Origin of the sequence: Bacillus sp. FSL M8-0063 (assembly GCF_038005545.1) — a bacterium.
In the GTDB taxonomy this organism is placed as follows: Bacteria; Bacillota; Bacilli; order Bacillales; family Bacillaceae_G; genus Bacillus_A; species Bacillus_A wiedmannii.
The window spans coordinates 2,067,993-2,091,821 of record NZ_JBBOTJ010000001.1; the positions used below are offsets into that span (position 1 = coordinate 2,067,993).

Below are 23,829 nucleotides of genomic sequence, written 5' to 3' on the forward strand. Positions count from 1 at the left end.
CCTCAGATTTCAATAAACAATATGTAACATAAATTTGTAATAAAAATGTATGTTTCAATATGCAAAAAGCTAGTTTATCTCTCACTTAATTGTTTGCCAATAGAATTACACCAGAATTAAGGAGAGATTGTTCTTGGCTCAAAGTAACTTTATAAGAGGAGGTATACATTTCTATGTTTTTTAAAGGTAAAAACGTTTTAATTATTGGTGGAACAGGAACAATTGGAAAAAGCATTCTTTCTAAAGTTCTACAGGAAAAGCCAAAAGTGGTAAGGGTTTTTAGTAGAAGTGAATATAATCAATTTTTATTACAAGAAGAATTCAGGGATGAAAATCAAAATATTCGTTATTTAATTGGGGATATTCGCAATTATGATCGAGTGTTTAGTGCGATGGAAAATATTGATTATGTGTTTCATGTGGCCGCAATGAAGCATGTTTCTTTTTGTGAATATAATCCGTTTGAAGCAGTTTTGACCAATATTTTTGGAACACAAAATGTAATAAAAGCGGCAATTGCTCAGAAAGTAAAAAAGGTGATTTTTACAAGTTCTGATAAAGCAATTTCACCAACAAATAATTACGGTGCAACAAAATTGACTGCTGAGAGATTGATTACGTCAGCGGAATATTCAAAAGGTTCAAGTGAAACGATATTTGCCAGTGTTCGTTTCGGAAATGTTATGGGGTCAAGAGGCTCTGTCATTCCTTTATTTGAAAATCAAATTAAACAAAACCAAAAAATAACCGTAACGGACCTTAGTATGAGTAGATTTATGATGACACTGAACCAAGCTACTATGTTAACAATTGAAGCGATGAAAATAGCAAAGGGTGGTGAAACTTTTATATTAAAAATGCCAGTTATTTTATTAAACCATTTAAGTGAAGTGATGATAGAAGAAGTCACAAAGTTATATGGGTTGCCCAAGGAGAATATTAAAATTGAAGAAATTGGGTTAAAACCTGGTGAAAAAATGTATGAAGAACTTATGACACATGATGAATCTTTACAGGCTTTTGAATTACCAGATATGTTTATCATTCCTAGCCCATTAAAAAAGGGTACCCAATATGAAAATGCAAAAAGGGCGAAGGCAGGATTTTACCGTTCTGATCATCAAAATGCAATTACAAAAGAAGAGCTTAGAAATTTAATATTAAACCAGCAACTACTAACAGGAGGGGATAAACTATGAAAATATTAGTAACTGGTGGTGCGGGTTTTATTGGTAGGTGGGTTGTAAAGAGATTATTGCAGGATAAGCATGAAGTATGGATAATAGACAACTTAGCAAATTCAACTACTGTAAATATTACCGAGTTTGCACACGATCTAAATTTAAAGCAATGCATTCAAGGAGATATTAAAGATAAAAAGTTAATTGCTCAATTATTTGAAAATAATTCATTTGACCTTTGTTATCATTTAGCAGCGAGTATTAATGTTCAAGATAGTATAGATGATGCTAGAACAACTTTTGAAAATGATACAATAGGTACTTTTAATTTGTTAGAACAATGCCTTAAGTATCATGTCAAAATGGTCTTTATGAGTACTTGTATGGTTTATGATAAAGCTACTAATATACAAGGGATATCAGAATTAGATCCGATTAAACCAGCTTCTCCATATGCTGGATCAAAAATTGCTGCTGAAAACATGGTTTTATCTTACTATTATGCTTATAAGCTACCTGTAGTGGTTATTCGCCCATTTAATACGTATGGCCCATTTCAGAAAACAGGTGGTGAAGGTGGGGTCGTTGCTATTTTTATAAATAATAAATTAGATAATGTACCACTAAATATTTATGGGGATGGAAAACAAACGAGAGACCTTTTATACGTTGAAGATTGTGCGGATTTTGTTGTGGCAGCAGGATACTCTGCAAAAGCAAATGGTCATATTATCAACGCTGGAACAGGACAAGATATATCCATTAATAAATTAGCAGAATTGATTTCGGGAAATCAAGTAAGTATTCATCATATAACTCATATCCATCCACAAAGTGAAATTCAAAAATTATTATGTAACTATGAAAAGGCAAAAACAATATTAAACTGGGAGCCGAAAGTTTCTTTAGAAGATGGAGTTATTAAAACAGAAGAGTGGATCAAATCTTTAAAAATTGCCCCTAAGGAGAAAAAGTGATGGTAAAGAAAATTCTTGCTATACACGGAGGAAAGCCTGTTAGAGAAACATATTTACCATATGGTCAGCAACAAATTGATGAACATGACATTCAGGCGGTTGTAGATATATTAAAAGGGGATTTTTTAACGACAGGCCCAACGATTCAACAGTTTGAGAAGTCTATTGCGAAATATGTGGGAGCAAAATATGCTGTTTCTTTTTCAAATGGTACAGCTGCATTGCATGCTGCCTGCTATGCAGCTGGCATAACTGAGGGAGATGAGGTAATTACAACTCCAATGACATTTGTAGCAAGTGCAAATTGTATTTTATACCAGGGTGGAAAGCCGGTCTTCGCCGATATTGACAATGAAACATATAACATTAGTCCTAAATCAATAGAGGAAAAGATTACAAACAAAACAAAAGCCATCATTCCCGTACACTTTACTGGGCAGCCTGTAGAGTTAGATGCAATACAAAAAATAGCAAAAAAAAATAATTTGATTATCATTGAAGATGCAGCCCACGCATTAGGAGCCACATATAAAAATAAAAAGATTGGTTCTATTGGTGATATGACAATGTTTAGTTTCCATCCGGTGAAACATATTACTACCGGAGAGGGTGGAGTAATTACCACAAATAATCCTCTGTTTTATGAAAAACTTGTTCAATTCCGTACGCATGGAATTGAAAGGAATCCTCAAAAACTCCTTGAAAATCATGGGCCTTGGTATTATGAAATGCAATTCTTAGGTTACAACTACAGATTAACGGATATACAAGCTGCTCTTGGTTTATCACAGTTAAGTAAATTAGACTCTTTTATTAAGATTCGAAAGAAATATGTAGACATCTATAATAAAGGATTTAGTTGTTTATCTGAAATCACAGTACCAAAGCAATTGCCTCAAACCGATTCAAGTTGGCACCTTTATATTTTTCGTTTAAATACTAAATTATTAAAATGTAATCGAAAAGAAATTTACGAGGCATTACAAAGAGAAAATATCGGTGTGAATGTGCACTATATACCCGTACATTTACAACCGTTTTATCAAAAGTTAGGATATGGAAAAGGTATTTGTCCACAAGCAGAAAACGTATATGAGGAAATTATTACGCTACCTCTATTTCCTAAAATGACGGAAGCTGATGTGTGGGATGTAATAAAGGCAGTAAGAAAAGTTCTTTCGTTTTATAGAGTTGCTAAAAATTAAATGAAAGGGGTGTTATTAAAATTGCAAAACCAAAAATTATTAAGAGCAGTTACAAAAGTTGATATTAGAAAAGGAGAGATTATTACAACTAATAAAGTAACTATGGAATTAGATGTTGTAGAAAATGCGCTGAACGAGCTTGAAGCAGAGGGATTATTACCTCAGGTAGCTCTATATAATTTGTCTGCAGGTACCCCATTAACAAAAGAGGTTATTGAGCCTCCAAAGGTAGTAATAATTGTACTTTGCCGGTTAAAATCTACTAGGTTACCTTTAAAGGCGATATTGCCAATACACGGAGTTCCTTCCATTGAACGATGTCTTATAAATACATTAGCTATTCAAGGAAAACACCAGATCATACTTGCTACTTCAGATATTACGCAAGATGACCCTTTGGAAAAATTTAATTTAGACGGGAAAGTTAAGATTTTCAGAGGTGATCCAGAAAATACTGCTGATCGCATGTTCCAAGCTGCAAAACAAGAAAATGCAAACATAGTCATACGGATTACAGGGGATTGCCCAGCTGTGTCACCAGAAATTAATACTTTTTTACTAGATGAACATTTAAAAAGCGGTGCAGATTATACACAGGCAGAGTTAAGTACGTTACCTGTCGGAACAGCAGGCGATATTTTTACATTAGAGGCAATCGAACGACTACTACAAACCCCAAAACCTTTAACCTATGCAGAATACCTTCCGTTTTATTTTATAAATAATCCACACTTATTCCGCGTCAATATAGTAAAACTCCCTCCATCATTTTGCTATCCTTCTTGGAGGTTAACATTAGATGAACAACCAGATTTAGATTTGTTCAATGAACTTTATAAAGGTCTGAATGTAAAATCTAAACCATTATTTTTTCATCAAATAAAAGATTACATCTTTCGAAATCCTGAACTTATTGAAATTAATAGTCATGTGAAATTGAAATGGGCAAATCAACAATCTTTAGTAGATGAGCTAAATAGAGAAACGATATTATAAATTATTAAATTGTAGTGCTTTTAGTGAGGAGGGAGTATTTTGCTTGAGAAAAAAATTGCCTTTCGCGCCGACGCATCTATTGAAATAGGTACCGGTCATATTATGCGTTGTTTAACATTGGCCCATGAGTTACGGAATAAAGGTGCTCAAGTATATTTCATTTGTCGTAAGCTGCAAGGTGATTTACATCAATATATTTTAAATAAGGGATTTCATGTGTTTGTATTAGATGGAGATGGTGAGAATACGAATTTCTTAAGGACAGAACACGGGAGTTATTTAAATTGGCTAAAATATCATTGGTTTGTTGATGCACAGCAGACCAACGATATTTTATCGCAACTTCCCAACTTTGATTGGTTAATTGTTGATCATTATGGATTAGATAATAAGTGGGAGTCTGCTTTAAGAAAAAATGTAAGAAAAATAATGGTAATCGATGATCTTGCAAATCGAATGCACGACTGTGATTTGTTACTAGACCAAAATTTATACAATAACCTTAATGACCGCTATAAAGATTTAATACCAGAGCATTCATTAGTAAAACTGGGACCTAAATATGCTATATTACGGCCAGAATTTCATGCCGCTAATAAATTTTCACGAAAAAGGACAGGAGAAATTGAAAGGATCTTTATTTTTTTTGGTGGACATGATGTAACAAATGAGACATTAAAAACGTTAAGAGCCTTACAAAATATAGATAAAGATAACTTAAAAATAGACGTTGTGGTAGGAAGCCAAAATCCGCATAAAGAGGAGATTCAAACTTATTGTAAGAGTGTTTCTAACGCTTCGTTTTATTGTCAAATAGAGAACATGGAAGAGTTTCTCATACGAGCGGATTTAGGGATAGGAGCTGGGGGCACAACCACATGGGAACGATGCTTTCTTGGATTACCTTCTATAACAATTACAACTGCCCAAAATCAAATTGAAGTAACCAAGACTGTAGCGAAGGTTGGAGCTACATGGAATATTGGTACAGCTGAAAGTGTTTCGGATAAAGCAATTACGAAATGTCTAAACAAACTTTTATCAGATTATAAAATAGTGAAAGAAATGTCTAATAAAGCTCTTTCTATACAGTGTGCGAGTAATTCAAATGAAATAGCAAAACTTATTTTAGGAGGATAGTATGTTAAATATTAGGGATTTTCAATTGGAAAGGTTAGAAAAGAAAGATTTAGAACTTATTTTACAGTGGCGGAATACAAAAGAAATTCGCTCGGTTATGTATGAAGATCATCAAATAACAATAGACGAACATTTAAAGTGGTATGAAAAACTAGTAGTGGATGATACAAAAGTTGCAAGATTATTAACATATAAAGAAAAACCAATTGGATTTGTTAATTTTACAAAAATAGATAAATTGGATCGGACTTGTTATTGGGGATTTTATATAGGTGAAAAACAAAGCGTAAAACGTGCTGGAACGGTATTAGGTTTATTAGCATTAGACTATATTTTTGAAAAAAAAGACATACACAAAGTGTGTGCAGAAATAATAGAATCAAACCGTATTAGTTTAAATTTCCATCAGAGATTTGGGTTCCAAGAAGATGGAAGATATGAAAACTATATTTACAGGGATAATGATTATATTGATGTTATTACAATGGCCCTGTCTCATGAACAATGGGCGGAAAGGAAAGAAGCAATAAAAAAAGAACTTGAAGGTGAAAAAGATGAGTAATGTATATATCAGAGGTAGAGAGATTGGCAATAGCTTGCCACCATTTATTATTGCAGAAATGTCAGGGAATCATAATCAATCATTAGATAGGGCGTTGCAAATTGTAGAGGCAGCTGCGGAGGCTGGGGCACAAGGATTTAAAATTCAAACATATACACCAGATACAATGACTTTAAATATAGAAAATGGTGATTTTTTAATTCATGATACAAAAAGCTTATGGAAAGGTAAATCACTTTATCATTTATATAAAGAAGCTTATACACCATGGGAGTGGCATAAACCCATTTTTGATCGCTGTATAGAGTTAGGGATGGTACCATTTAGTACGCCGTTTGATGAAACAGCTGTAGACTTTCTAGAGTCATTAAATGTTTCTTGTTATAAAATCGCATCTTTTGAAAATACTGATATTCCCCTCATACGTAAAGTAGCAGCAACAGGAAAACCAATAATCATTTCGACAGGTATGGCTTCGATTGCTGAACTAGATGAAGCAGTAAGAGCTGCGAGAGAAGAGGGATGTAAAGAATTAATTCTATTAAAATGTACAAGTACGTATCCTGCATCTCCAAAATCTACAAACATAGTTACCATACCTCATATGAAGGAGTTATTTAAGTGTGAGGTAGGTTTATCTGATCATACACTTGGAGTAGGGGTATCAGTAGCGAGTGTTGCCTTTGGGGCAACAGTAATTGAGAAACATTTAACGCTCTCGAGATCGGATGGAGGAGTTGACGCTGATTTTTCAATGGAACCAGCTGAATTTAAATTATTAGTAAGCGAAACTGAAAAAGCATGGGAATCTTTGGGGAATGTATATTATGGCCCTACTGATATAGAAAAAGATTCGTTAAAATTTAGAAGATCATTATATGTAGTAGAAAACATAAAAGCGGGAGAAGTCTTTACAAATGAGAATATTAAAGCTATTAGACCAGGGAATGGTTTATTGCCAAAACACTTATCCAAAATTATCGGAAAAAAAGCGAGTAAGGATATTAAAAAAGGTACACCTATTTCGTGGGATTTAATTGGATACTGAGGAAATTAGAGCATTTATAGAGGGATTTATAACAAAAATGCTATTTTAGTAGAGAATAAATTTTAAAGGGACATTTAATAACTGAAGGTACCTTTATATTACTATTATTGGAATATGGATACCATATGTTGGGTGTTGAGAAATAAAAAATTCATTCGGCACAACAAAGCAGTCAGCGAAGTTAGCTAACCACCTGTTGAACAAAAGGAAATTAGGCCCTGCAAGTAATAGATGTGTAACCTAAAGTTACATTTATAGTGTAAACAAGATTGCATATGGTATACGAAATTGTATGTAATAAAAATTTCATTTTGTAGAAATAAAAAAGGCAATCGTCGCCGAATCGCCTTTTGATAAAACAGAGCACTTTCAAACATAATGTATTCGAAGTCTTACGATATGTGTAAATAAAGGAGCAGCTAGTAAAAGCTAACTGCTCAATACAGAAAAGAGAAGAACTACAGGGACGGTTAAATTCGCCTATCTTTATTATTGACGGAATGTTTAGTTTTATTCTGATAAACCTAAAAAGAGCACATTTAAAAAGTGCTCTTTAAGGAAAAAGTGAGATATCTCGAAGTAAATTAGGGTTTTTTACTTGGAAATAATATATGATTAATTCATCATAATGTTACTTCTTATTTATCTATGAACATTATCTGTAGAACGAATAGATTAATTTGAAAAAATCCCCTTGTGCACCTATATGCAGAAGGGGATTTTTATTTTAATGAAGGTGTGATTGTAAAATAGTCGTTATAAAATGGATTCTCTCATGAAAAGTATGCTGGGTAATAATTTTTGTATGAATTTTTCCGACCATTAATTCTTTTAAAATCGTATCATTCAAATGAAGAGATACTTTATTTAAACAGTCTTCAAAGCTGTTATAGGATATAATTTCATCTTTATTGAAGAAAGATGAAAGGTCAGGTTTTTCTTCAATAATTTGAAATCCTTGGCAAGCTGCAATATCAAAGGTACGATTATTAATAGTATTATTTTTCACTCTATTTTTATTTTTATTCTGTGGAAATAGATGACTACGATGAGGATTTAATATAAGACTAGCGTTATTATAATAGAGAGCAACTTCTTGAGGTGGAATCCATTCTTCTATAATCTTAATTCTTCGGTGATTCTTCCATTTTTTTAATAACTTATTTCTCCAGTGCTTACCAATAATGGTATAGTGATAAGGGGTTTTTTCCAAAAGAAACTGTATCAATTTCACACGGATTGGATAAGGATATCCAATGAACAAAACTTCACTTTTATATTTTGGATTTTTTAGACTAGGTTTAAATACATCTATATTAGTTGCTAATGGTAAGTGATATACATTGATATATCCTAAAGCTGTGTAATATTTAAGTGCTTCGCTATCAATAGTAAATATAAAATCAAAGTTATTTAATAGAAGAAGCGAAGTATCTATATAAAATGGATCCTCAGTTAACCAGACAGCTAATTTAATGTTCCTTTTTTTAAAATAATGAATTGCTTTTTGTGGTAGATGATTCCCTAATAAGGTGAATACAATATCAGGATGAAATGTTGCCGTAATGAAATCCAATTGTTCGAGTAATTCACACGGCTGTACTGCTAACCATTCAAAATTTTGATCGATAAATGCTCTCTGTATGCTTTGATCTAAATATTGATAGATTTTTGAGTAACCAGAAGTAATGTATAAGAGTTTCATATTTCAATCCCTGCTTTAGGTTTAAAATATATTATGAGATAAACGTAACACTTTCTATTTCTTTACAACTGATCTTAGTAATACTTGTAGTAGGAGGAGTAACTGAATTTTCCTCTTCTAATGTGACGATACAAGTATTAGGATTGAAATTTGTAAAAATAGCAGGTCCAATAATATTTCCAGATTTACCAGTAACAGTAACGACTTCGCCTGGTTGTAAATTTTTAAAAATACTACATACTCCACCTGAACAACCAAATAAATTGCATAAGAACAAATTTATCCCTCCTTTAAACAATATACTATATCATATGAAAGTTTGTAGAACGATGTGTAGACAAGTAACCTTTAGAAGAGAAAAAATTGAAATTAAAGCAATTTATTGAAACAATATAATGGTATATTTTGGGGTAAGTTGATTAGATTTTTCATGAAAAAAGACATTCATTAGAATGTCTTAAATATGGATTAAGCTCGAACCATCTGAATCATCTTAAGGAGTGGCTAAAGTAACACTTTCAATATCTTCACAACTTATAAATATAGTATTGGTAGAAGAGGGGGTAATCACATCTTCTTCAACTAAAACCACCGCACAAGTATTCGGAATGAATTGCGAAAAAGTAGCAGGCCCAATAATTTGACCCGATCTAGTAGTAACTGTAACAACTGTTCCCACTGGCCATACAGAGAATATAACACAAGCTAAACCTTCACATGCTGCCATATTAAACCCTCCTAACTCTAAGTATTAATAATGTATTAAATTCCAAACATTTTATAGTGTATGTGATAGTAATGTGAAGTGTTTGGACTAATAGAAGTCACCTCTGGGCTTTATCCCTTCATAATCAATTTGATAACTATTAAACCAATCCAAAGGCTTAAAAATACAATATGGTTAGAAGGTTTATATGTAACTATTTTTAAAAGGGCTTGTTAAGGGGAAATAAATGTTTTAAAAATGTGGCAAAAAATTGAACAAAAGCGTTATCTAAAAAAGAACACAAATCAGTGCTCTTAGAAAGTAGACTATATGGTTTTTGGATTAGTATATAATATCATATGCTAGTTTCTTTTAAGTGTGTAAATAAAATTAAATAAAAAGAACCAAAATACATATGTGCTCCATAAAAAGGTGACAGCTCACAAGGACTAATTTGCAAGCTGAATATAGATGCCAATCCAACTAATATATGCATTTTCCCATGCAGAGTTAAAAGATTCTATTATTTTCTCCGATAGAAGTACCCTTTCTCAAAAATTGAGTTTAATAGTGAAAGTGAAGCTCTAAAGAGCTTGAAATAATAAGCAGAAGGAGAATGGTTTTCAACCAATTATTTATCGTAACAAATAGGGGTTAGATGAGTTATTGCCAATTTTCACCCCAAAGCTTAAGCAGAGTTTTTAATAGAGGGAGTTCTTAATTGTTTTGTAATATAATGGGCTCCTATCCGAGGAGCTTTTTTTTATTACAATTTAACAATTTCATGTACCGTAATTATTAATAATAAAATCAAATATCTACAACAAAGGGATTCAGTTAAAGCTAGGTCAAACTAGGCTACAGTACTACATTAATATATAATGCATAAAAAGCTTATATTCATCTTTTTTCTTACCGTAGGTAAATAATGTAATTTTATAATAAGTGTTTACACAGCAGCTCAATTATTATATATACCGACTGCTCACATTATTGAGGGACTGGAAAAACAACAAAGACGTTCTCAAATGCATGTATAGATATTTATAATAAAGATTCAAAAAAGAATAGGTAATATAGCTATTGGAATAAGATTGTTTTTGTCTATCTCCTGAAAAGGAGGATGGACAAACCATACCAAAGAAACTTGCATTTCATTATCTATAGAAGTGTAATGTCATTAAAGTGAGATAGAATACAGGCTAATATTGAGAAATGTAAAGTTTGTAGAGTTTGAAACAAATTAAAGAAGTAACATAAGGGATTTAAGCATATAGTAATGTCGACGGATAACGTTAACGGAATATTCTTTTTAATAAGACAAAATAATAGTATTTTTATCTTATAATATTGTTACTACGATGAAATAAGGCTAATAATTAGTTAACTTAAAAATTAAATTCAGATAGGAAGAGGATAATGAAGACCAGAGATAATTATAAAATTATTGTGATTGGCGCTGGGACTGCAGGACTATCTTCTACTGCACATTTGTTACGAAATGTACCCCTATTGAAAGAAAGTATAGCTATTATTGATTCATCTAAAAAACATTACTTCCAACCATTATGGAGTTTAGTTGGGGGAGGAATTGTTTCAAAGGAATGTACGATGCGTGATCAAGAATCACTTATTCCAAAAGGAGCAACGTGGATTCCTAAAAGTGTTATTAAGTTGTTTCCAGATCAAAATAAGATACTTTTAGATGATGGAATGCTACTTGAATATGAGATTCTTATTGTAGCAGCCGGTATACAAATAAATTGGGATGGTATTAAAGGCTTAAAGGAGTCTATTGGGACTAATGGGGTTTGTAGCAATTATTCTTATAAATATGTTGATTCTACTTGGAAAGAAATCGAAAAATTTAAAGGAGGAAATGCGATTTTTACCCACCCCAATACTCCTATTAAATGTGGTGGCGCCCCACAAAAAATTATGTATTTAGCAGAAGAGTATTTTTGTAATAGCGGTTTGAAAAATAGAAGTAAAGTAATGTTTTATTCTGCGAACGCTAACATATTTCAGGTACCGCGTTATGCTGAAACATTAGAAAAAGTACTAGAAAGAAAGCAAATTATAACGAACTATAATAAAAACTTAGTAGAAATTATCGCTGAAAAGAGAGAAGCAATTTTTGAAGATACGCAAACACTGAAACGAGAAACAGTACCATATAGTATGATACATGTTGTTCCACCAATGGGGCCACCTAATTTTATTAAAGAGAGTGAGATAAGTGATCATCAAGGCTGGGTTAATATAAGTCCTTATACATTGCAGCATGTACAATATAAGAATATTTTTGGACTTGGAGATTGTACCAATTTACCTACATCTAAAACTGGAGCGGCAATTCGAAAACAAATACCTGTTTTAAAACAAAATATTTTGGATGTACTTAATGGAAGAGACTTGCAGGCTAATTATGATGGGTATACATCCTGTCCGATTGTTACAGGATATAAAAGTCTTATACTCGCTGAATTTAACTATGAACATGAGCCTCAAGAAACGTTTCCGTTTAATCAAGCGAAAGAACGGTATAGTATGTTTTTACTTAAAAGGTATATGTTGCCCTATATGTATTGGAATTTAATGTTGAAAGGGATTCTATAAGGAAAGATAGAGAGTTGTTGTAACAACCGAGAAGTAATTTGAAATAAGCATTTGGAGGGAATAGCTATGCTTTTAAAATATTTTTATGATGAAAAATTAGCTCATGCTTCCTATTTAGTCGGTTGTCAGAAGGAAGGCGTAGCAATTGTTATTGATCCCAGCCGCTATATAGAACAATATGTAGAATTTGCTAAGAAAGAGGGATTGGAAGTAATTGCTGCGGCTGAGACTCATATTCATGCAGATTTTCTATCTGGGTCTAGAGAACTTTCCCTTCTTTTTAATGCAAATTTATATGTATCAGATGAAGGAGATGGTGATTGGAAATATCAAAATCTTAACGAGGGCCGATACAATTTGGTTAGAGAGGGAACAGAGTTTAAGGTTGGTCATATAAAATTCAATGTCATTCATACCCCAGGGCATACGCCTGAAAGTATTTCCTTTTTAGTAACCGATACAACTCAAAATAATTATACGAATGATAAACCGATAGGAATATTCACAGGTGATTTTATATTTGTAGGAGATATAGGTAGACCTGATTTATTAGAAACTGCTGTAGGTATGAAAGATACCGCAAAAATAGGAGCGAAACAATTATTTGATTCTATACAAAAAATAAAAATACTCCCCGATTATTTGCAAATATGGCCATCACATGGTGCAGGAAGTGCATGTGGAAAAGCATTAGGAGCAATTCCAACTTCCACATTAGGTTATGAAAAGATGTTTAATTGGGCGTTTCAGAGTAATGATGAAGATAATTTTATATCGAATGTATTAACGGGACAGCCAGAGCCTCCAAAGTATTTTCCATTAATGAAGTATTTAAATAAGTATGGTCCACCAACTCGTAAGAAGAGAGAGATTACTGCTATTTATATAATAGAAGAACTTCAAGAAGTGATGAGGGGTGTTCAGCAAATAGTTGATATAAGGGATGTAGAGAGTTTTGCTGCTGGCCACATCGAGAAGTCAATTAACATACCGTATAACAATTCTTTCACAACTTGGTGTGGGGGGATATTAGATTATAAAAAAGAAACTTTAATAATTTTAGATGCGGAAAATGTTAAAGTGGAGGAAGTTATTAGAGACTTTGAGTCCATTGGCTTAGATAATATTATTGCTTTTGCACCTTCAAAGGTAATTCAAAGATTCCATAGTTTAGAGATTTATAAGGAAAAAACATCAAATGAATTATATCCGTTAATAAAAGATGGAAGTGTAAAAGTTATCGATGTGCGTAGTAAAAAAGAGTGGGATGAAGGACATCTTCATGATGCAATACATATTACTTTAGGTAATTTACTTGAACGGCTAGATGATGTACCGAAAAATTGTCCAATAGTTTTACAATGTCGAACGGGGTTACGTTCCGCTATAGCAGCTAGCATTTTACAAAAAGCTGATATAAAGAAAGTAGTTAATTTAAAGGGGGGATTTCTTGCGTGGAAAAAAGAAGGGCTCCCCTATACAACATGTAATCAAGAAATTTGAAATATATCAAAAGAGTCAAGGGGATAAATAATAAAATTCAATTGCTATCAGTATGGGATATATAAACTAAAAATGATTTATTAAAGCCGCATTAAACGATAAAATTAAGCACAAATATGCTAATGTGTATCTATTCTATCAAAGTAAATAAATAAGGTATTCGAACGAACTCAAAAAGCCGAAACCCCTTAACTTAGGAATTTCGGCTTTGATGTTAAATCATGGAGTTGCTATAGAAATGGTATCTGGCATGTTTACTGCAATAGAGTTATAAGTTCTTAAATCCCTTAAATTAGAATCTTGTTCTTGATTACCGTAGTTAAATTGTTGCCCTTTTAAAAGAACTGGTTAGATAAAAAAGAAAAATCTATTGGTTAGCATTTAACCGAAAGATTTTTCTTTGAATTAGCGTCTTTTTCATAATAATTATTGAGGAAGGGAAATTCGACTGAGAAATGCTGTCAAATAAAAGAATCGGCTAATCTAATTTCTAATGGTCCCAGTATCTTTTATTTTGACGTGTGTTTTTACAGTTATTTTAGCCTCTGCTAACGCTTGCAACCAATCACCTTTTAGTTTTTTCCACTCGTTATATTGAAAAGCTCTAGCATATAACGATAATCCGATAGGATCAATTTTATTTTTTTGTAATTCATACAACATATTTTGTAATTTCTTATTAATTTCTTTTTGAACCTCATTTTCTAAATTATGTATGTTTTTTTTATTATCATAATGCTCCTTAATTAAATGTGCATTAGTTTTTTCTATTACAGCTACATTAGCGTTTATATCGAAATTAAATACAAACTTTCCTTTTTGAAAATTAACCTCTATTTTCCTAGTCGCATTCTGTATTAATATAGAAGTGTTTGGTTTTTGGCTGGATTTTTTAGGTGGAAGCACAAGGTGTAGTATCATCCGGCCTTTATTTTTGGGCTTATTTAAAAGATTGAAGAACTTAACATTTTTTTTAGGGATACGGCTTAAATATTTACCTTGTCGATCTAAAAGTGCAATTCCTACTGTGTCGATTTCATTCATTGTTTTTTTGATAATTGGAACAGTTTGTGTCATTCCTTCTTCATTTTTTTCTCTCATTAATTGTTGAATCGTGGAAGAAACGGATTGATTATTTTGAATGGAGGATTCGATTACACTACTTATGTAAGATGGTAGTGATGGTTTATCGGGCTTATTAATTGTGAAAATTTCTTCTACAGGTCCATCAACAAGTACTACTTTAGCATTAATGGTGGCGTAAGGATCACGGTAAGAAGAATCAAGCTCCTGCATCCAATTTGCTTCTTGGGCCAATTTTTTCCCAATTAAAATGATTTCAGCTTTTGAGGCTGTCATATAGCCCGTTAACTTCGTATCTATTTTACTGAATCCATTATATACAGTGGATGCCTGCGCCCATTGCTCTATAGTACTTCTTTGCTGTTTATGATGAAAGAGTGGTATGCTTGTGCCCACTTTTATGTCTCCATTAGAAGTTCTATCTAAGGCGATTAACAGGATTAATGAAACCTGTTCAAGAGGGATTCTTTGACTACAACCGATTAAACATACACAACAAGTTACAATCCATATCCATTTTCGAATCAAAGTTGTTTCCTCCTAGTTAACCAAGTGAAAAGTATGCTGTATGCGAAAAAAAAGATTGGTAATAGAATAAAGAAAATGATATTTAAGATATCCATAAGAGAATATATAAACAAATATTGATCTACGTCGGGATTTAGAAAAATAAATAAGCCGACTATTAAAAACATAAAACTAACGAGCACCCAATTGCGAGCATTTTTTTGAAATAAAATGGTTACAGATTCAAAACTGAAAAATAAATACGGATATATTGTAGTAGAAAATACAATCAAATAGTAAGCGATATATATAATTTCTAATCGTTCTATGAATGAAAAACGAACCCCTTTTAACAAATGAAATACTGGCCAAATTACGTCTTTTATCCCCTCCGGACTAAAGTATATATAAGAAAGAATAGTCACATATAGATAGAAAAACATGGTTCCAGTATTCGCTATTAGTATTCCTTTTAGGGCTTTTTGTTTTTTTTGTAAGAACGGATAAATAAAATATGCAATTTCTAAGCCGGCATAAGGGGTAATTGTTTCTTTTGTTGCCTTTACAATAGGGGATATGCCATCTTTAAAAATAGGTAGTAGGTGTAAAGGATTGTAGTTACTCTTTAATGAAAACAGAAGAAATAGTGGCATCCAAGCAGTGAAGAAGAAAACAAGCATAGAATAACTAGTAAGAGCCCTTATCCCACTCAATGATAAAATAATAAAAGGCAATAGTAATAATATGGCGATTTGATAAGCAGGAGTGGAAGGGAATATCCACACTTTTATAATGTCAGTTGCCTTTAATAAAGTATTAAAACCAGCAAAAAATAGATAAAAGGCATATAAAAGAAGAAAAATTGTTCCTAGCCATTTACCAAAGTATGCTTTTAAAATCTGTGAGAAACTTTTGCTAGGACTTTTTTGTAACATTAATACAATAAATACGCCAATTATAGAAGTAACCATCCATCCCAGAATGATAGAAATCCAGCCATCTGTGCCAGCGGTAGTGGCAAGTGGGCTTGGCATAATTAACATACCTGATGCAAGTTGCAGTGAATGGATGAAAACAATAAATTCAAATAAAGTTATGTTTTGAAATTTAAGATTCCCCATGCGAACCACCTTCTTTTTTCTTTTTTTGTTTCGGCTGTCCTGTACTCGAGCGGGTGGTGATCATAGAAATAGGAAATCTTACAAAAGAATCTTTTAACTCTTGGAGACGAAATGGTGCTATTGGCAATCCGTATGGTGAACCATAGGAAGTTAATGAAACAAAATGAGCAAATAAGAGCATTAATCCACTAACAATACCTACAATCCCATAAAAATAGGCCAATAACATCATTGGAAAACGAATAAGCCGAATACAACTTGATAAATCATAATTAGAAACAATAAATGATGCAATGGCGGTAATAGATACGATAATAACCATAACGTTACTCACAAGACCAGCTTGAACAGCCGCCTGCCCAATTACAATCCCTCCAACAATTCCAATTGTTTGTCCAATTGGTTGTGGTAAGCGAATACCAGCTTCACGTAGCATTTCTAGTGTGATTTCCATTATAAAAGCTTCCAATAAAGGAGAGAAAGGGACTTTAACTCTTGACGTTGCAATAGAAGTGTATAGATCTAAAGGAATGATTTCAAAATGAAAAGAGACTATAGCAATATAAATTGCGGGTAAAAAAATAGCTATAATAAATCCTGCAAATCGTAATAAGCGAAAGAATGATGCAATGAGCCAATGTATATTATAATCATCTGGAGTCTGAAAAAATCCAATTAAATTCATTGGGACAATCATCGCACCAGGAGACCTATCAATTAACACTGCTACTTTTCCATCAAGTATATGATTAGAAATGGCATCAGGGCGTTCACTTAAATAAGCCTGTGGAAAAGGAGTCCAATTTTGATCCTTTGTAAAATTAGATAGTTCTCCAATGCTCAATATCGCATCCGTTTTAATTTTACAGATTCTAGTTTCTATTTCTTGGACCACATCTTCGTTTGCTACATCCCCTAAGTAAATTAAATAGACTAAAGAAGTGGCGCGTTCTCCAATTGTCAATTTTTTAATTTTCAATTCAGTAGAAGGAATATATCGACGAATTAAGCCTATGTTTTTTGTGGCATTCTCAATAAACCCATCATGTGAGCCTTTAATAGTAACTTCTGAAATTGGTTCTTGAATCGCTCTCTCTGCCCAACCTTTTGTATTTATTAGAAGGGACCTCTTTTCTCCTTCCATAAACAGTACACATTGTCCCTCAAGTAATCCTTCTTTAATTTCATTCCACGTATGTACTATTTTGGTATGAGTAGCAATAATATTAGAATTAAATATTTGGCTGTCCTCATTCACTTCTTGTAATAATGGTGTAACAACATTTCCTTTTAATGCAACACCATCTGTAAGGCCTTCAAAATAATATAGTAAAATATTCGTGTTTGTTTTTAATTGCAAAGGATGTTCGATTAAATCTGCACTAATATTAAAGATGTTATCTAATGTATTTTTAAGTTCTTTTAAGTTACTTGTTTGGATTTTTTCAATGGTTTTATCTGTCTTTGTTTCTAGGGTCTTTTCATTTAAGGACAAAATTGACACCTCTTTAATATATAACGATTAGTTGTAGTTATTATTTTTATATGTTTGAATTTTATTCACTAATTTAAACGGATTGAGATCAAGAATAACTAAAATTGAAGTACTATATTATAAATTCAATAATTGAGAGTAAAAAAGTAGATGTAATTTGTGTAGAAATCTAAGTATCAAGATAGAAGTGAAATTTGAATGATTATAATAAAAAAGAACCCTTGATAGGTTCTTTTTAATAGTTGGTAAATATGTTGTCAACAATAGATGGCGATAAAGGTAGTAATTTAGATGTCTTTATGTTACTCAGCTGAATTTTGTAGGAAGAATTATTTTTCATACCTCAATGCTCAATAAAAAAGGACATTTCATTTATTTGGGTGTTTTAGTGTATTTGAATTTTGCACGCTAACAAATTTTGTTTAGGGACAAAATGTGAAGTTTTATTCTGAAATAACAGAAAGTTAATGCGGCAAAATTCCTATTGGTAATTTGGATAGGTATCAAATATTCCTTTGGCCTTATTTTCTTGATATGACCGTACGTTTATATGTTTCTAAGGGAAAGAAATATTTTCATTTTTATTACCATCTATTGTTTGATTAAGATGGTAACACGAAAATGAAACGTTTACAACCAGAAAATAAAGAAAAAATATTAAAATACGACTTTTTTCGACAAATATTCCTATAAAACGTTTTGTAGGAATTAGAAATAACTAAATTAGTAATAATAGCTTAATATATTAAAGTGAAATTCAATGAATAAGAGTCCAAAGGCATGAATTTAAATGATAAAGTTATAATTTTCTTTTTTGAACTGTAAGTGTTTTACAAGCATAGTTAAACTTTAATCCAACTAGCATTTCTTCCTTTTGTCACTAGCTTAATATGGCCAAACAATTGCAAGGAATTTAAAGCCTTACTGATTGTACTCTCTGCTATGTCTGGATATGTGTTACGAATACACTCCTTAGTAAAGGGTTGTTTTTGTTTAAGTATAAAATCCTGAATTCTCTCCACTTTAGTATGCTTACATATAGAATCTAGAACTGTATTATGAAGATCTTTGTACGCCTCTAATATAATAGTTAAAAACGTTTTTAACCAAAAGCTACTATTATGTTCCTCGCAGTACCAATTTACCGAAGATTTATAAATCGAATTGTAATATTTAGATTCATTTTTCTTAATGTATTTATCCAGACATACATATTTTACAAATGTATTTCCACTCTTAATTAATAGCAATTGCATTAACATAAGTGCCAATCTGCCGTTACCCTGATTAAAAGGAACTATGCAATAAAAATTAAATATAAAACGAGCTATTAATAAAAGTGAATGATGGCCCTTACTAGAATTTAATGAGTTATATTGATCACATAATTGTTCCATTACTTGTGGAATAAGCTCATGTGGAAGAATGCGGTAACTATTTAAGTGCATTCCGTTTTCAGGAATACCTGGAATAGTAAACGGTTTTTCGCGCCATTTGGCACTGTCAGAGGTAAGGTAATGTATTAATTGAAAATGTAATTCCTGTATAGTCTCTGGATTGATTAATAAATCACAGGAATTCTTATGTACAAAAGTAAGTGTTTGATAAAAACAAAAGATAGCATCTTCCGAAATATTTTGAGGTACTATATCATCTAAAATAAGTTCTTTTAATCTTTTATTTGGGACTTTTATATCTTCATAGGTAGTAGTAAAGTTTTTTATGTAATGAAGTGGTATGGTTTTTTCTAAGCTAGTAAATATATCAGGATTTTGTTCCTGATAAGCAGCTAATTTTCCTTTTAATTCACTAATTTCACTGATTATATTTAATAGTCTCCTTTTTAATTCAATATTTTTATACTTGTCATCGAAAAAATTTCTCATTTTTATTCCCCCTGTAACCCCTTAACATGCTGTTACATAAATCTTTCCATTCTAAAGATAGTTTACAACATTATTTTGAAATAACAATATATTTATTTTGATTTTGAACTTATTTTAGAATCAAAATTGTTATTTAAATTTGATTAACGAGTTAGAACTTATGATTAATCATGTTTGAATAAAGAATGAATATACACAGATAGAAAATATAGTTTGACGTAAATTCCTTTTTATGAATTTACGAGATGAAAATATAATTTTAGAATTATTATTAGTGTAGTTTGCTGTATGATTGCTGGGAAGTTACTAGAAAGTAACTAATTTTCACAAATAAAATAAAGAAATCTTAAAGAGGAATCAATAGGATCTAATTTGAATAGGCATAATCCTAACATTAAATGTGTAAATGTACAATAATTAAATGAAAAAAATATGAAAATATCGACTTTTTTCGACAAAATAAATTAGATAGAAAAACAATCTAATGTAAGAAAATTGTTGCTTTAGATGGTCTCTGCATTTCATAAATTAATATTGAAGGAATTATCAAATGATTTTTACGAGTAATAAAAGAGTAGATATATAGATTAAATTGTGACAATTATAAAGTTAGTATTCTCCATTTTCATTATTTAATTTAACAAATTTAATAATAGCAAGGTAACTTTTCTATATTTAATATAAGTATTTGATGGGTTATGCTCATAAAAAGTGTCATTTTCTATATATCCATGTAGCATTTAGTACTTGTATTGCGAAATATTTTGACATAAGTTAATTTAAATATTAGGTACAGAAACATTTTAAGGAAAAGAGTCAGTATAAAAGTACCCTGAAAAACGTTTCACCCTAAAAACGTTTTTCCTCAAGAGGTTTTCTCAGGAGCACTAAAGGTTTTTAATTTGTTTCTGTGCCTTATTAGATAAAAATAATATAATAAGTTATTTAGAAAAGGTGAAAAATTCCCCCATTATAAAGAACCTTTCATATCACTTAACGTCCGTATGGTCTAGTTAAAGTAGGAATTTAAAGAAAAGGAAAGGGCTAGATCTAGTTATAATTAGTGCAATAAATAGGGGGCTACTCAAATTTTTTTGTTTGATTTGGTAGGAGTAATATTTACGTTTGTTGGACTAGGTGTATTAAAGTGCATACCTTTTTGATTCAACCGATGAGGCGCTAATCAAGGATTTAATCATCTAGAATTTAGAAAGGTTAAATGTGGAACTGAAGTCTCTACTAAATTAGTAGAGACTAAAACAATCCCCTTAAATTGAACTATTCACTACTTAACGTCCTGTTAGATTGTTTGAAGTGTTAGTAGGAAAATCTAAAAATAAAAAAGGATATTCTACTCTTCTTTTATGTATATAAAACAAAGTGTAAGGTAAGTTCCAGATCCAAAGTGTTTTATTTAATATTCATTCAATCTCATGCGTACTACTTTTATTTTCTTAAGAGCATGTATTTGCGTGGATGCTCTTAAGAGAATAAAATGTCTAAAAAAATAAGTATAAGCATACATTTTAAAAATTGATATATCGTATATTATAAAAAACTCATTGTTCTTCAAATAACAAACAATACAATGTGAATGAAACTCTTAGAAGAATTTATATATAGAATTCACCTTAACTTAAAAACCACATTTTATGCAAAATTATATTTGCTGCTATAGAAGGGTGGGGGTTAACATGACCAAAACTGGGTGTAGGTTCGTATTCCTTGTAAAATAAGTGATTCTTTACTGTTTTCTCTAGTTGTATCTATTAATGATTCATCAGGCTTCCTTCCAGTGGAAGGGACATAAGTTGTTACTATCCTTGGAAATATATTAATAAACACCCATTCAAATTTATCGATATTTCTATTGCCAAATTCTAACGTTTCAATTGGCTTAATTGTATTTTCTCTATCAAAAAATTTTATTATGTAAAACCTTTTTGAGAGGTCACTACTATGTTCAATAGTCCAAATTAAATTTTCCATTTTCTTGATTTGCAACAAGTCCATTTCCAAAAATCCTTTCATACATAAATATAGCGAATGTTCCTATTCTATACTAAATATTTTTAAATTTAAATAGTTATCTTATACGATAGAATAAAAAGAAGTTAATACTCTAAAATTTATCTGAGAAAAGGACACACCTACGCATACATATGCTATAGGTGTGTCCTTTTTTAGTTGTTTATAAGTTTCCTACAGAGTTATTATGAAGTAAAGTTTCAACAGTTTCACCATAGTGAAGTGAGATTTATTTAAACCGTATATTAAGTTAATATGAATCGTATATTGGAATTGTACAATATGTGTGTAAGGCGTTTCTGGAATTATATTATTTTGAAAATATAAACTTCAATATACCAAAAAGTAAGAATATTAAACCGTAATCGATATTTGGATTTTTTGTGAATCTTTATTGGTTTTTTATAAACTCTTTACTACATAATGTTACAAAATAGAATTAATTTGCTTAATTTAGCCCCATATCAGGTTAATAAATAAACTAAATGTGTTTATGTTATTGAACTATTAATATATTAGTAGGTGATTTGTTCGTTTATCCCTATATTGCTATTATATTAGCGTAAACAATATATTGGGGGGACAAGTATGAATTTGAAATTAACATCTAAGTTAGAAAGATTAAGAAAAAGTAAAAAAGGAATTGGTGCTTGTGTTTTAGCTGCAGGAGTGACGGCAATTACAATGATTCCTCAAAGTGCATATGCACATGGGTTTGTTGAAAAGCCGAGTAGTCGTGCTGCTTTATGTAGTCAGAATTATGGAGCATTAAATTTAAATTGTGGAAATGTAATGTACGAACCTCAAAGTCTAGAAGCACCTAAAGGATTCCCAGATGGTGGACCGATTGATGGGAAAATTGCTTCGGCAGGAGGACTGTTTGGAGGGACTCTTGACCAACAAACATCAAATCACTGGTTCAAAAACACAATAAAGGGGGGAGCAAATACATTTACATGGAAATACACAGCGGCACATTCTACAAGTAAATGGCATTATTACATTACAAAAAAGGGATGGGATCCTAATAAACCATTAACACGTGCTGAATTAGAACCAATTGGAACTGTGAACCATGACGGTTCGGCCGCATCAAATAATTTAACACATACAATTAATGTACCAACTGATCGAAATGGTTATCATGTTATTTTAGCTGTATGGGATGTAGCAGATACGTCAAATGCGTTTTATAACGTAATTGATGTAAATTTAGTAAATAATGAAACTCCCGACACAGTAGCTCCAAGTCAACCAACGGGATTAAATGCGTCTAAAGTATCTGCCAATAGTGTTGAACTAACATGGAAGGCCTCTACTGATAATATAGGCGTAAAAGAATATCAAGTGTTACGTAATGGAGAAGTAATTGGGACGGTACCAGGTACAACTTTTACTGATAAAAAACTAAAAGCAAATACGGAATATACCTATACAATAAAGGCATTAGACGCTGCTGGAAACATATCAAAAGAAAGTGAAAAACTAAAGGCTAAGACAACAAATGAAATTCCAGATAAAGAGGCTCCGACTCAACCAAAAGGATTACATAGTATGAGTACAACAGCGACAACTGTTAATTTGATGTGGAGTCCGTCTGAAGATAATGTAGGTGTTGACCATTATATTGTATATAGAGAAAGCGCTGGGGTTATGAATAAAATTGGGGCAGCTGATAATACATCATTTATGGATAAAGATTTGAAGGCTAATACATCGTATAAGTATGTAGTGACGGCGGTTGATTTAGCTGGAAATGAATCTAGTAGAAGTGATGTTTTGAATGTAACAACAAAGTCAGGGGATTCCACATATGAAAAATGGGATGCAAGAAAGGCATATACTAAAGGTGATAGAGTAGTACATGAGGGAAAAGTGTATGAAGCGGTTCAAGATTATCAAGGGAACGGCGACTCAAATTGGATTTTTGCCCTATCACTTTGGAAGCCAGTTTTGAATAAATGATAAGCTGGAAAAGGTAGTTAACATTTTGGGATTTCTTTTTGAAAATTCAAGGTCGTTCCAAATACAGATTATCTAATGGTTTAAATGATATGTGAGTAAATT

18 protein-coding genes are annotated in these 23,829 nt (G+C 31.6%); 10 read left to right on the forward strand and 8 right to left on the reverse strand.

The genetic code is table 11. From position 1 onward, the window contains the following. Window positions 1-173 precede the first annotated feature (173 nt). The 7 genes from MKX31_RS10395 to pseI are packed head-to-tail and all read left to right on the forward strand — an operon-like array spanning window position 174 to window position 7,109. Window positions 174-1,199, forward strand: a complete 1,026-nt coding sequence (locus tag MKX31_RS10395) for an SDR family NAD(P)-dependent oxidoreductase (RefSeq protein WP_064475262.1) — start codon at window positions 174-176, stop codon at window positions 1,197-1,199. After that, complete coding sequence (locus tag MKX31_RS10400) at window positions 1,196-2,158, forward strand: GDP-mannose 4,6-dehydratase (RefSeq protein WP_064475263.1); 963 nt, start codon at window positions 1,196-1,198, stop codon at window positions 2,156-2,158. Before MKX31_RS10395 ends, MKX31_RS10400 begins: the two co-directional genes overlap by 4 nt. Beyond that, a complete protein-coding gene (gene pseC, locus MKX31_RS10405; RefSeq protein ID WP_064475264.1) occupies window positions 2,158-3,363 on the forward strand; it encodes a UDP-4-amino-4,6-dideoxy-N-acetyl-beta-L-altrosamine transaminase in 1,206 nt (401 codons plus the stop codon). The genes MKX31_RS10400 and pseC overlap by 1 nt, the downstream gene beginning before the upstream one ends. Beyond that, the gene (locus tag MKX31_RS10410; protein WP_064475265.1) at window positions 3,364-4,359 is read left to right on the forward strand and encodes a cytidylyltransferase domain-containing protein; all 996 of its coding nucleotides are present in this window, start codon (window positions 3,364-3,366) and stop codon (window positions 4,357-4,359) included. 39 nt (window positions 4,360-4,398) lie between these two features. After that, window positions 4,399-5,499 carry a UDP-2,4-diacetamido-2,4,6-trideoxy-beta-L-altropyranose hydrolase gene (pseG, locus tag MKX31_RS10415; protein ID WP_064475266.1) on the forward strand — a complete coding sequence of 367 codons (1,101 nt, stop codon included), beginning with the start codon at window positions 4,399-4,401 and terminating at the stop codon, window positions 5,497-5,499. Window position 5,500: 1 nt separating this feature from the next. After that, window positions 5,501-6,061, forward strand: a complete 561-nt coding sequence (gene pseH / locus MKX31_RS10420; protein WP_064475267.1) for a UDP-4-amino-4,6-dideoxy-N-acetyl-beta-L-altrosamine N-acetyltransferase — start codon at window positions 5,501-5,503, stop codon at window positions 6,059-6,061. Continuing rightward, on the forward strand, window positions 6,054-7,109 hold the full coding sequence (gene pseI / locus MKX31_RS10425; protein WP_064475268.1) for a pseudaminic acid synthase: 1,056 nt from the start codon (window positions 6,054-6,056) through the stop codon (window positions 7,107-7,109). The genes pseH and pseI overlap by 8 nt, the downstream gene beginning before the upstream one ends. Before the next feature lie 727 nt (window positions 7,110-7,836). Here pseI and MKX31_RS10430 read toward each other — a convergent pair. From MKX31_RS10430 to MKX31_RS10440, 3 genes are all read right to left on the reverse strand, one after another. Continuing rightward, window positions 7,837-8,814, reverse strand: coding sequence for a CgeB family protein (locus MKX31_RS10430; protein WP_064475269.1), 978 nt, complete (start codon window positions 8,812-8,814; stop codon window positions 7,837-7,839). Window positions 8,815-8,845: 31 nt separating this feature from the next. Beyond that, on the reverse strand, window positions 8,846-9,091 hold the full coding sequence (locus MKX31_RS10435) for a hypothetical protein (protein WP_000477970.1): 246 nt from the start codon (window positions 9,089-9,091) through the stop codon (window positions 8,846-8,848). Window positions 9,092-9,307: 216 nt separating this feature from the next. After that, window positions 9,308-9,541 carry a hypothetical protein gene (locus tag MKX31_RS10440; protein WP_064475270.1) on the reverse strand — a complete coding sequence of 78 codons (234 nt, stop codon included), beginning with the start codon at window positions 9,539-9,541 and terminating at the stop codon, window positions 9,308-9,310. A 1,398-nt stretch (window positions 9,542-10,939) separates the two neighbouring features. Between MKX31_RS10440 and MKX31_RS10445 the strand changes: the two genes are divergently transcribed. After that, window positions 10,940-12,139, forward strand: coding sequence for an NAD(P)/FAD-dependent oxidoreductase (locus MKX31_RS10445; protein WP_088046567.1), 1,200 nt, complete (start codon window positions 10,940-10,942; stop codon window positions 12,137-12,139). A gap of 66 nt (window positions 12,140-12,205) precedes the next feature. Next, complete coding sequence (locus tag MKX31_RS10450; protein WP_340980745.1) at window positions 12,206-13,642, forward strand: MBL fold metallo-hydrolase; 1,437 nt, start codon at window positions 12,206-12,208, stop codon at window positions 13,640-13,642. 483 nt (window positions 13,643-14,125) lie between these two features. On the opposite strand, the gene MKX31_RS10455 is transcribed toward MKX31_RS10450, so the two are convergent. From MKX31_RS10455 to MKX31_RS10475, 5 genes are all read right to left on the reverse strand, one after another. After that, window positions 14,126-15,253, reverse strand: coding sequence for a Ger(x)C family spore germination protein (locus tag MKX31_RS10455; protein ID WP_064475273.1), 1,128 nt, complete (start codon window positions 15,251-15,253; stop codon window positions 14,126-14,128). After that, window positions 15,250-16,353 carry a GerAB/ArcD/ProY family transporter gene (locus MKX31_RS10460; RefSeq protein ID WP_088046569.1) on the reverse strand — a complete coding sequence of 368 codons (1,104 nt, stop codon included), beginning with the start codon at window positions 16,351-16,353 and terminating at the stop codon, window positions 15,250-15,252. Before MKX31_RS10460 ends, MKX31_RS10455 begins: the two co-directional genes overlap by 4 nt. Beyond that, window positions 16,340-17,848 (reverse strand): spore germination protein, encoded by a 1,509-nt coding sequence (locus tag MKX31_RS10465; RefSeq protein WP_064475275.1) that lies wholly within the window; start codon window positions 17,846-17,848, stop codon window positions 16,340-16,342. Before MKX31_RS10465 ends, MKX31_RS10460 begins: the two co-directional genes overlap by 14 nt. Window positions 17,849-18,690: 842 nt before the next feature. Next, the gene (locus tag MKX31_RS10470) at window positions 18,691-19,734 is read right to left on the reverse strand and encodes a Fic family protein (RefSeq protein WP_098103462.1); all 1,044 of its coding nucleotides are present in this window, start codon (window positions 19,732-19,734) and stop codon (window positions 18,691-18,693) included. 1,689 nt (window positions 19,735-21,423) lie between these two features. Continuing rightward, a complete protein-coding gene (locus tag MKX31_RS10475) occupies window positions 21,424-21,747 on the reverse strand; it encodes a hypothetical protein (RefSeq protein ID WP_064475277.1) in 324 nt (107 codons plus the stop codon). Window positions 21,748-22,350: 603 nt separating this feature from the next. Here MKX31_RS10475 and MKX31_RS10480 point away from each other — a divergent pair. Further along, window positions 22,351-23,727 carry a lytic polysaccharide monooxygenase gene (locus MKX31_RS10480; RefSeq protein WP_064475278.1) on the forward strand — a complete coding sequence of 459 codons (1,377 nt, stop codon included), beginning with the start codon at window positions 22,351-22,353 and terminating at the stop codon, window positions 23,725-23,727. Window positions 23,728-23,829: the final 102 nt, after the last annotated feature.

What these genes read in the sequence shown, in the direction of transcription:
- MKX31_RS10395 (WP_064475262.1), top strand. Translation starts at nt 174, where the DNA reads ATGTTTTTTAAAGGTAAAAACGTTTTAATTATTGGTGGAACAGGAACA.
- MKX31_RS10400 (WP_064475263.1), top strand. Translation starts at nt 1,196, where the DNA reads ATGAAAATATTAGTAACTGGTGGTGCGGGTTTTATTGGTAGGTGGGTT.
- pseC (WP_064475264.1), top strand. Translation starts at nt 2,158, where the DNA reads ATGGTAAAGAAAATTCTTGCTATACACGGAGGAAAGCCTGTTAGAGAA.
- MKX31_RS10410 (WP_064475265.1), top strand. Translation starts at nt 3,364, where the DNA reads ATGAAAGGGGTGTTATTAAAATTGCAAAACCAAAAATTATTAAGAGCA.
- pseH (WP_064475267.1), top strand. Translation starts at nt 5,501, where the DNA reads ATGTTAAATATTAGGGATTTTCAATTGGAAAGGTTAGAAAAGAAAGAT.
- pseI (WP_064475268.1), top strand. Translation starts at nt 6,054, where the DNA reads ATGAGTAATGTATATATCAGAGGTAGAGAGATTGGCAATAGCTTGCCA.
- MKX31_RS10430 (WP_064475269.1), bottom strand. Translation starts at nt 8,814, where the DNA reads ATGAAACTCTTATACATTACTTCTGGTTACTCAAAAATCTATCAATAT.
- MKX31_RS10440 (WP_064475270.1), bottom strand. Translation starts at nt 9,541, where the DNA reads ATGGCAGCATGTGAAGGTTTAGCTTGTGTTATATTCTCTGTATGGCCA.
- MKX31_RS10445 (WP_088046567.1), top strand. Translation starts at nt 10,940, where the DNA reads ATGAAGACCAGAGATAATTATAAAATTATTGTGATTGGCGCTGGGACT.
- MKX31_RS10450 (WP_340980745.1), top strand. Translation starts at nt 12,206, where the DNA reads ATGCTTTTAAAATATTTTTATGATGAAAAATTAGCTCATGCTTCCTAT.
- MKX31_RS10460 (WP_088046569.1), bottom strand. Translation starts at nt 16,353, where the DNA reads ATGGGGAATCTTAAATTTCAAAACATAACTTTATTTGAATTTATTGTT.
- MKX31_RS10470 (WP_098103462.1), bottom strand. Translation starts at nt 19,734, where the DNA reads ATGAGAAATTTTTTCGATGACAAGTATAAAAATATTGAATTAAAAAGG.
- MKX31_RS10475 (WP_064475277.1), bottom strand. Translation starts at nt 21,747, where the DNA reads ATGGACTTGTTGCAAATCAAGAAAATGGAAAATTTAATTTGGACTATT.
- MKX31_RS10480 (WP_064475278.1), top strand. Translation starts at nt 22,351, where the DNA reads ATGAATTTGAAATTAACATCTAAGTTAGAAAGATTAAGAAAAAGTAAA.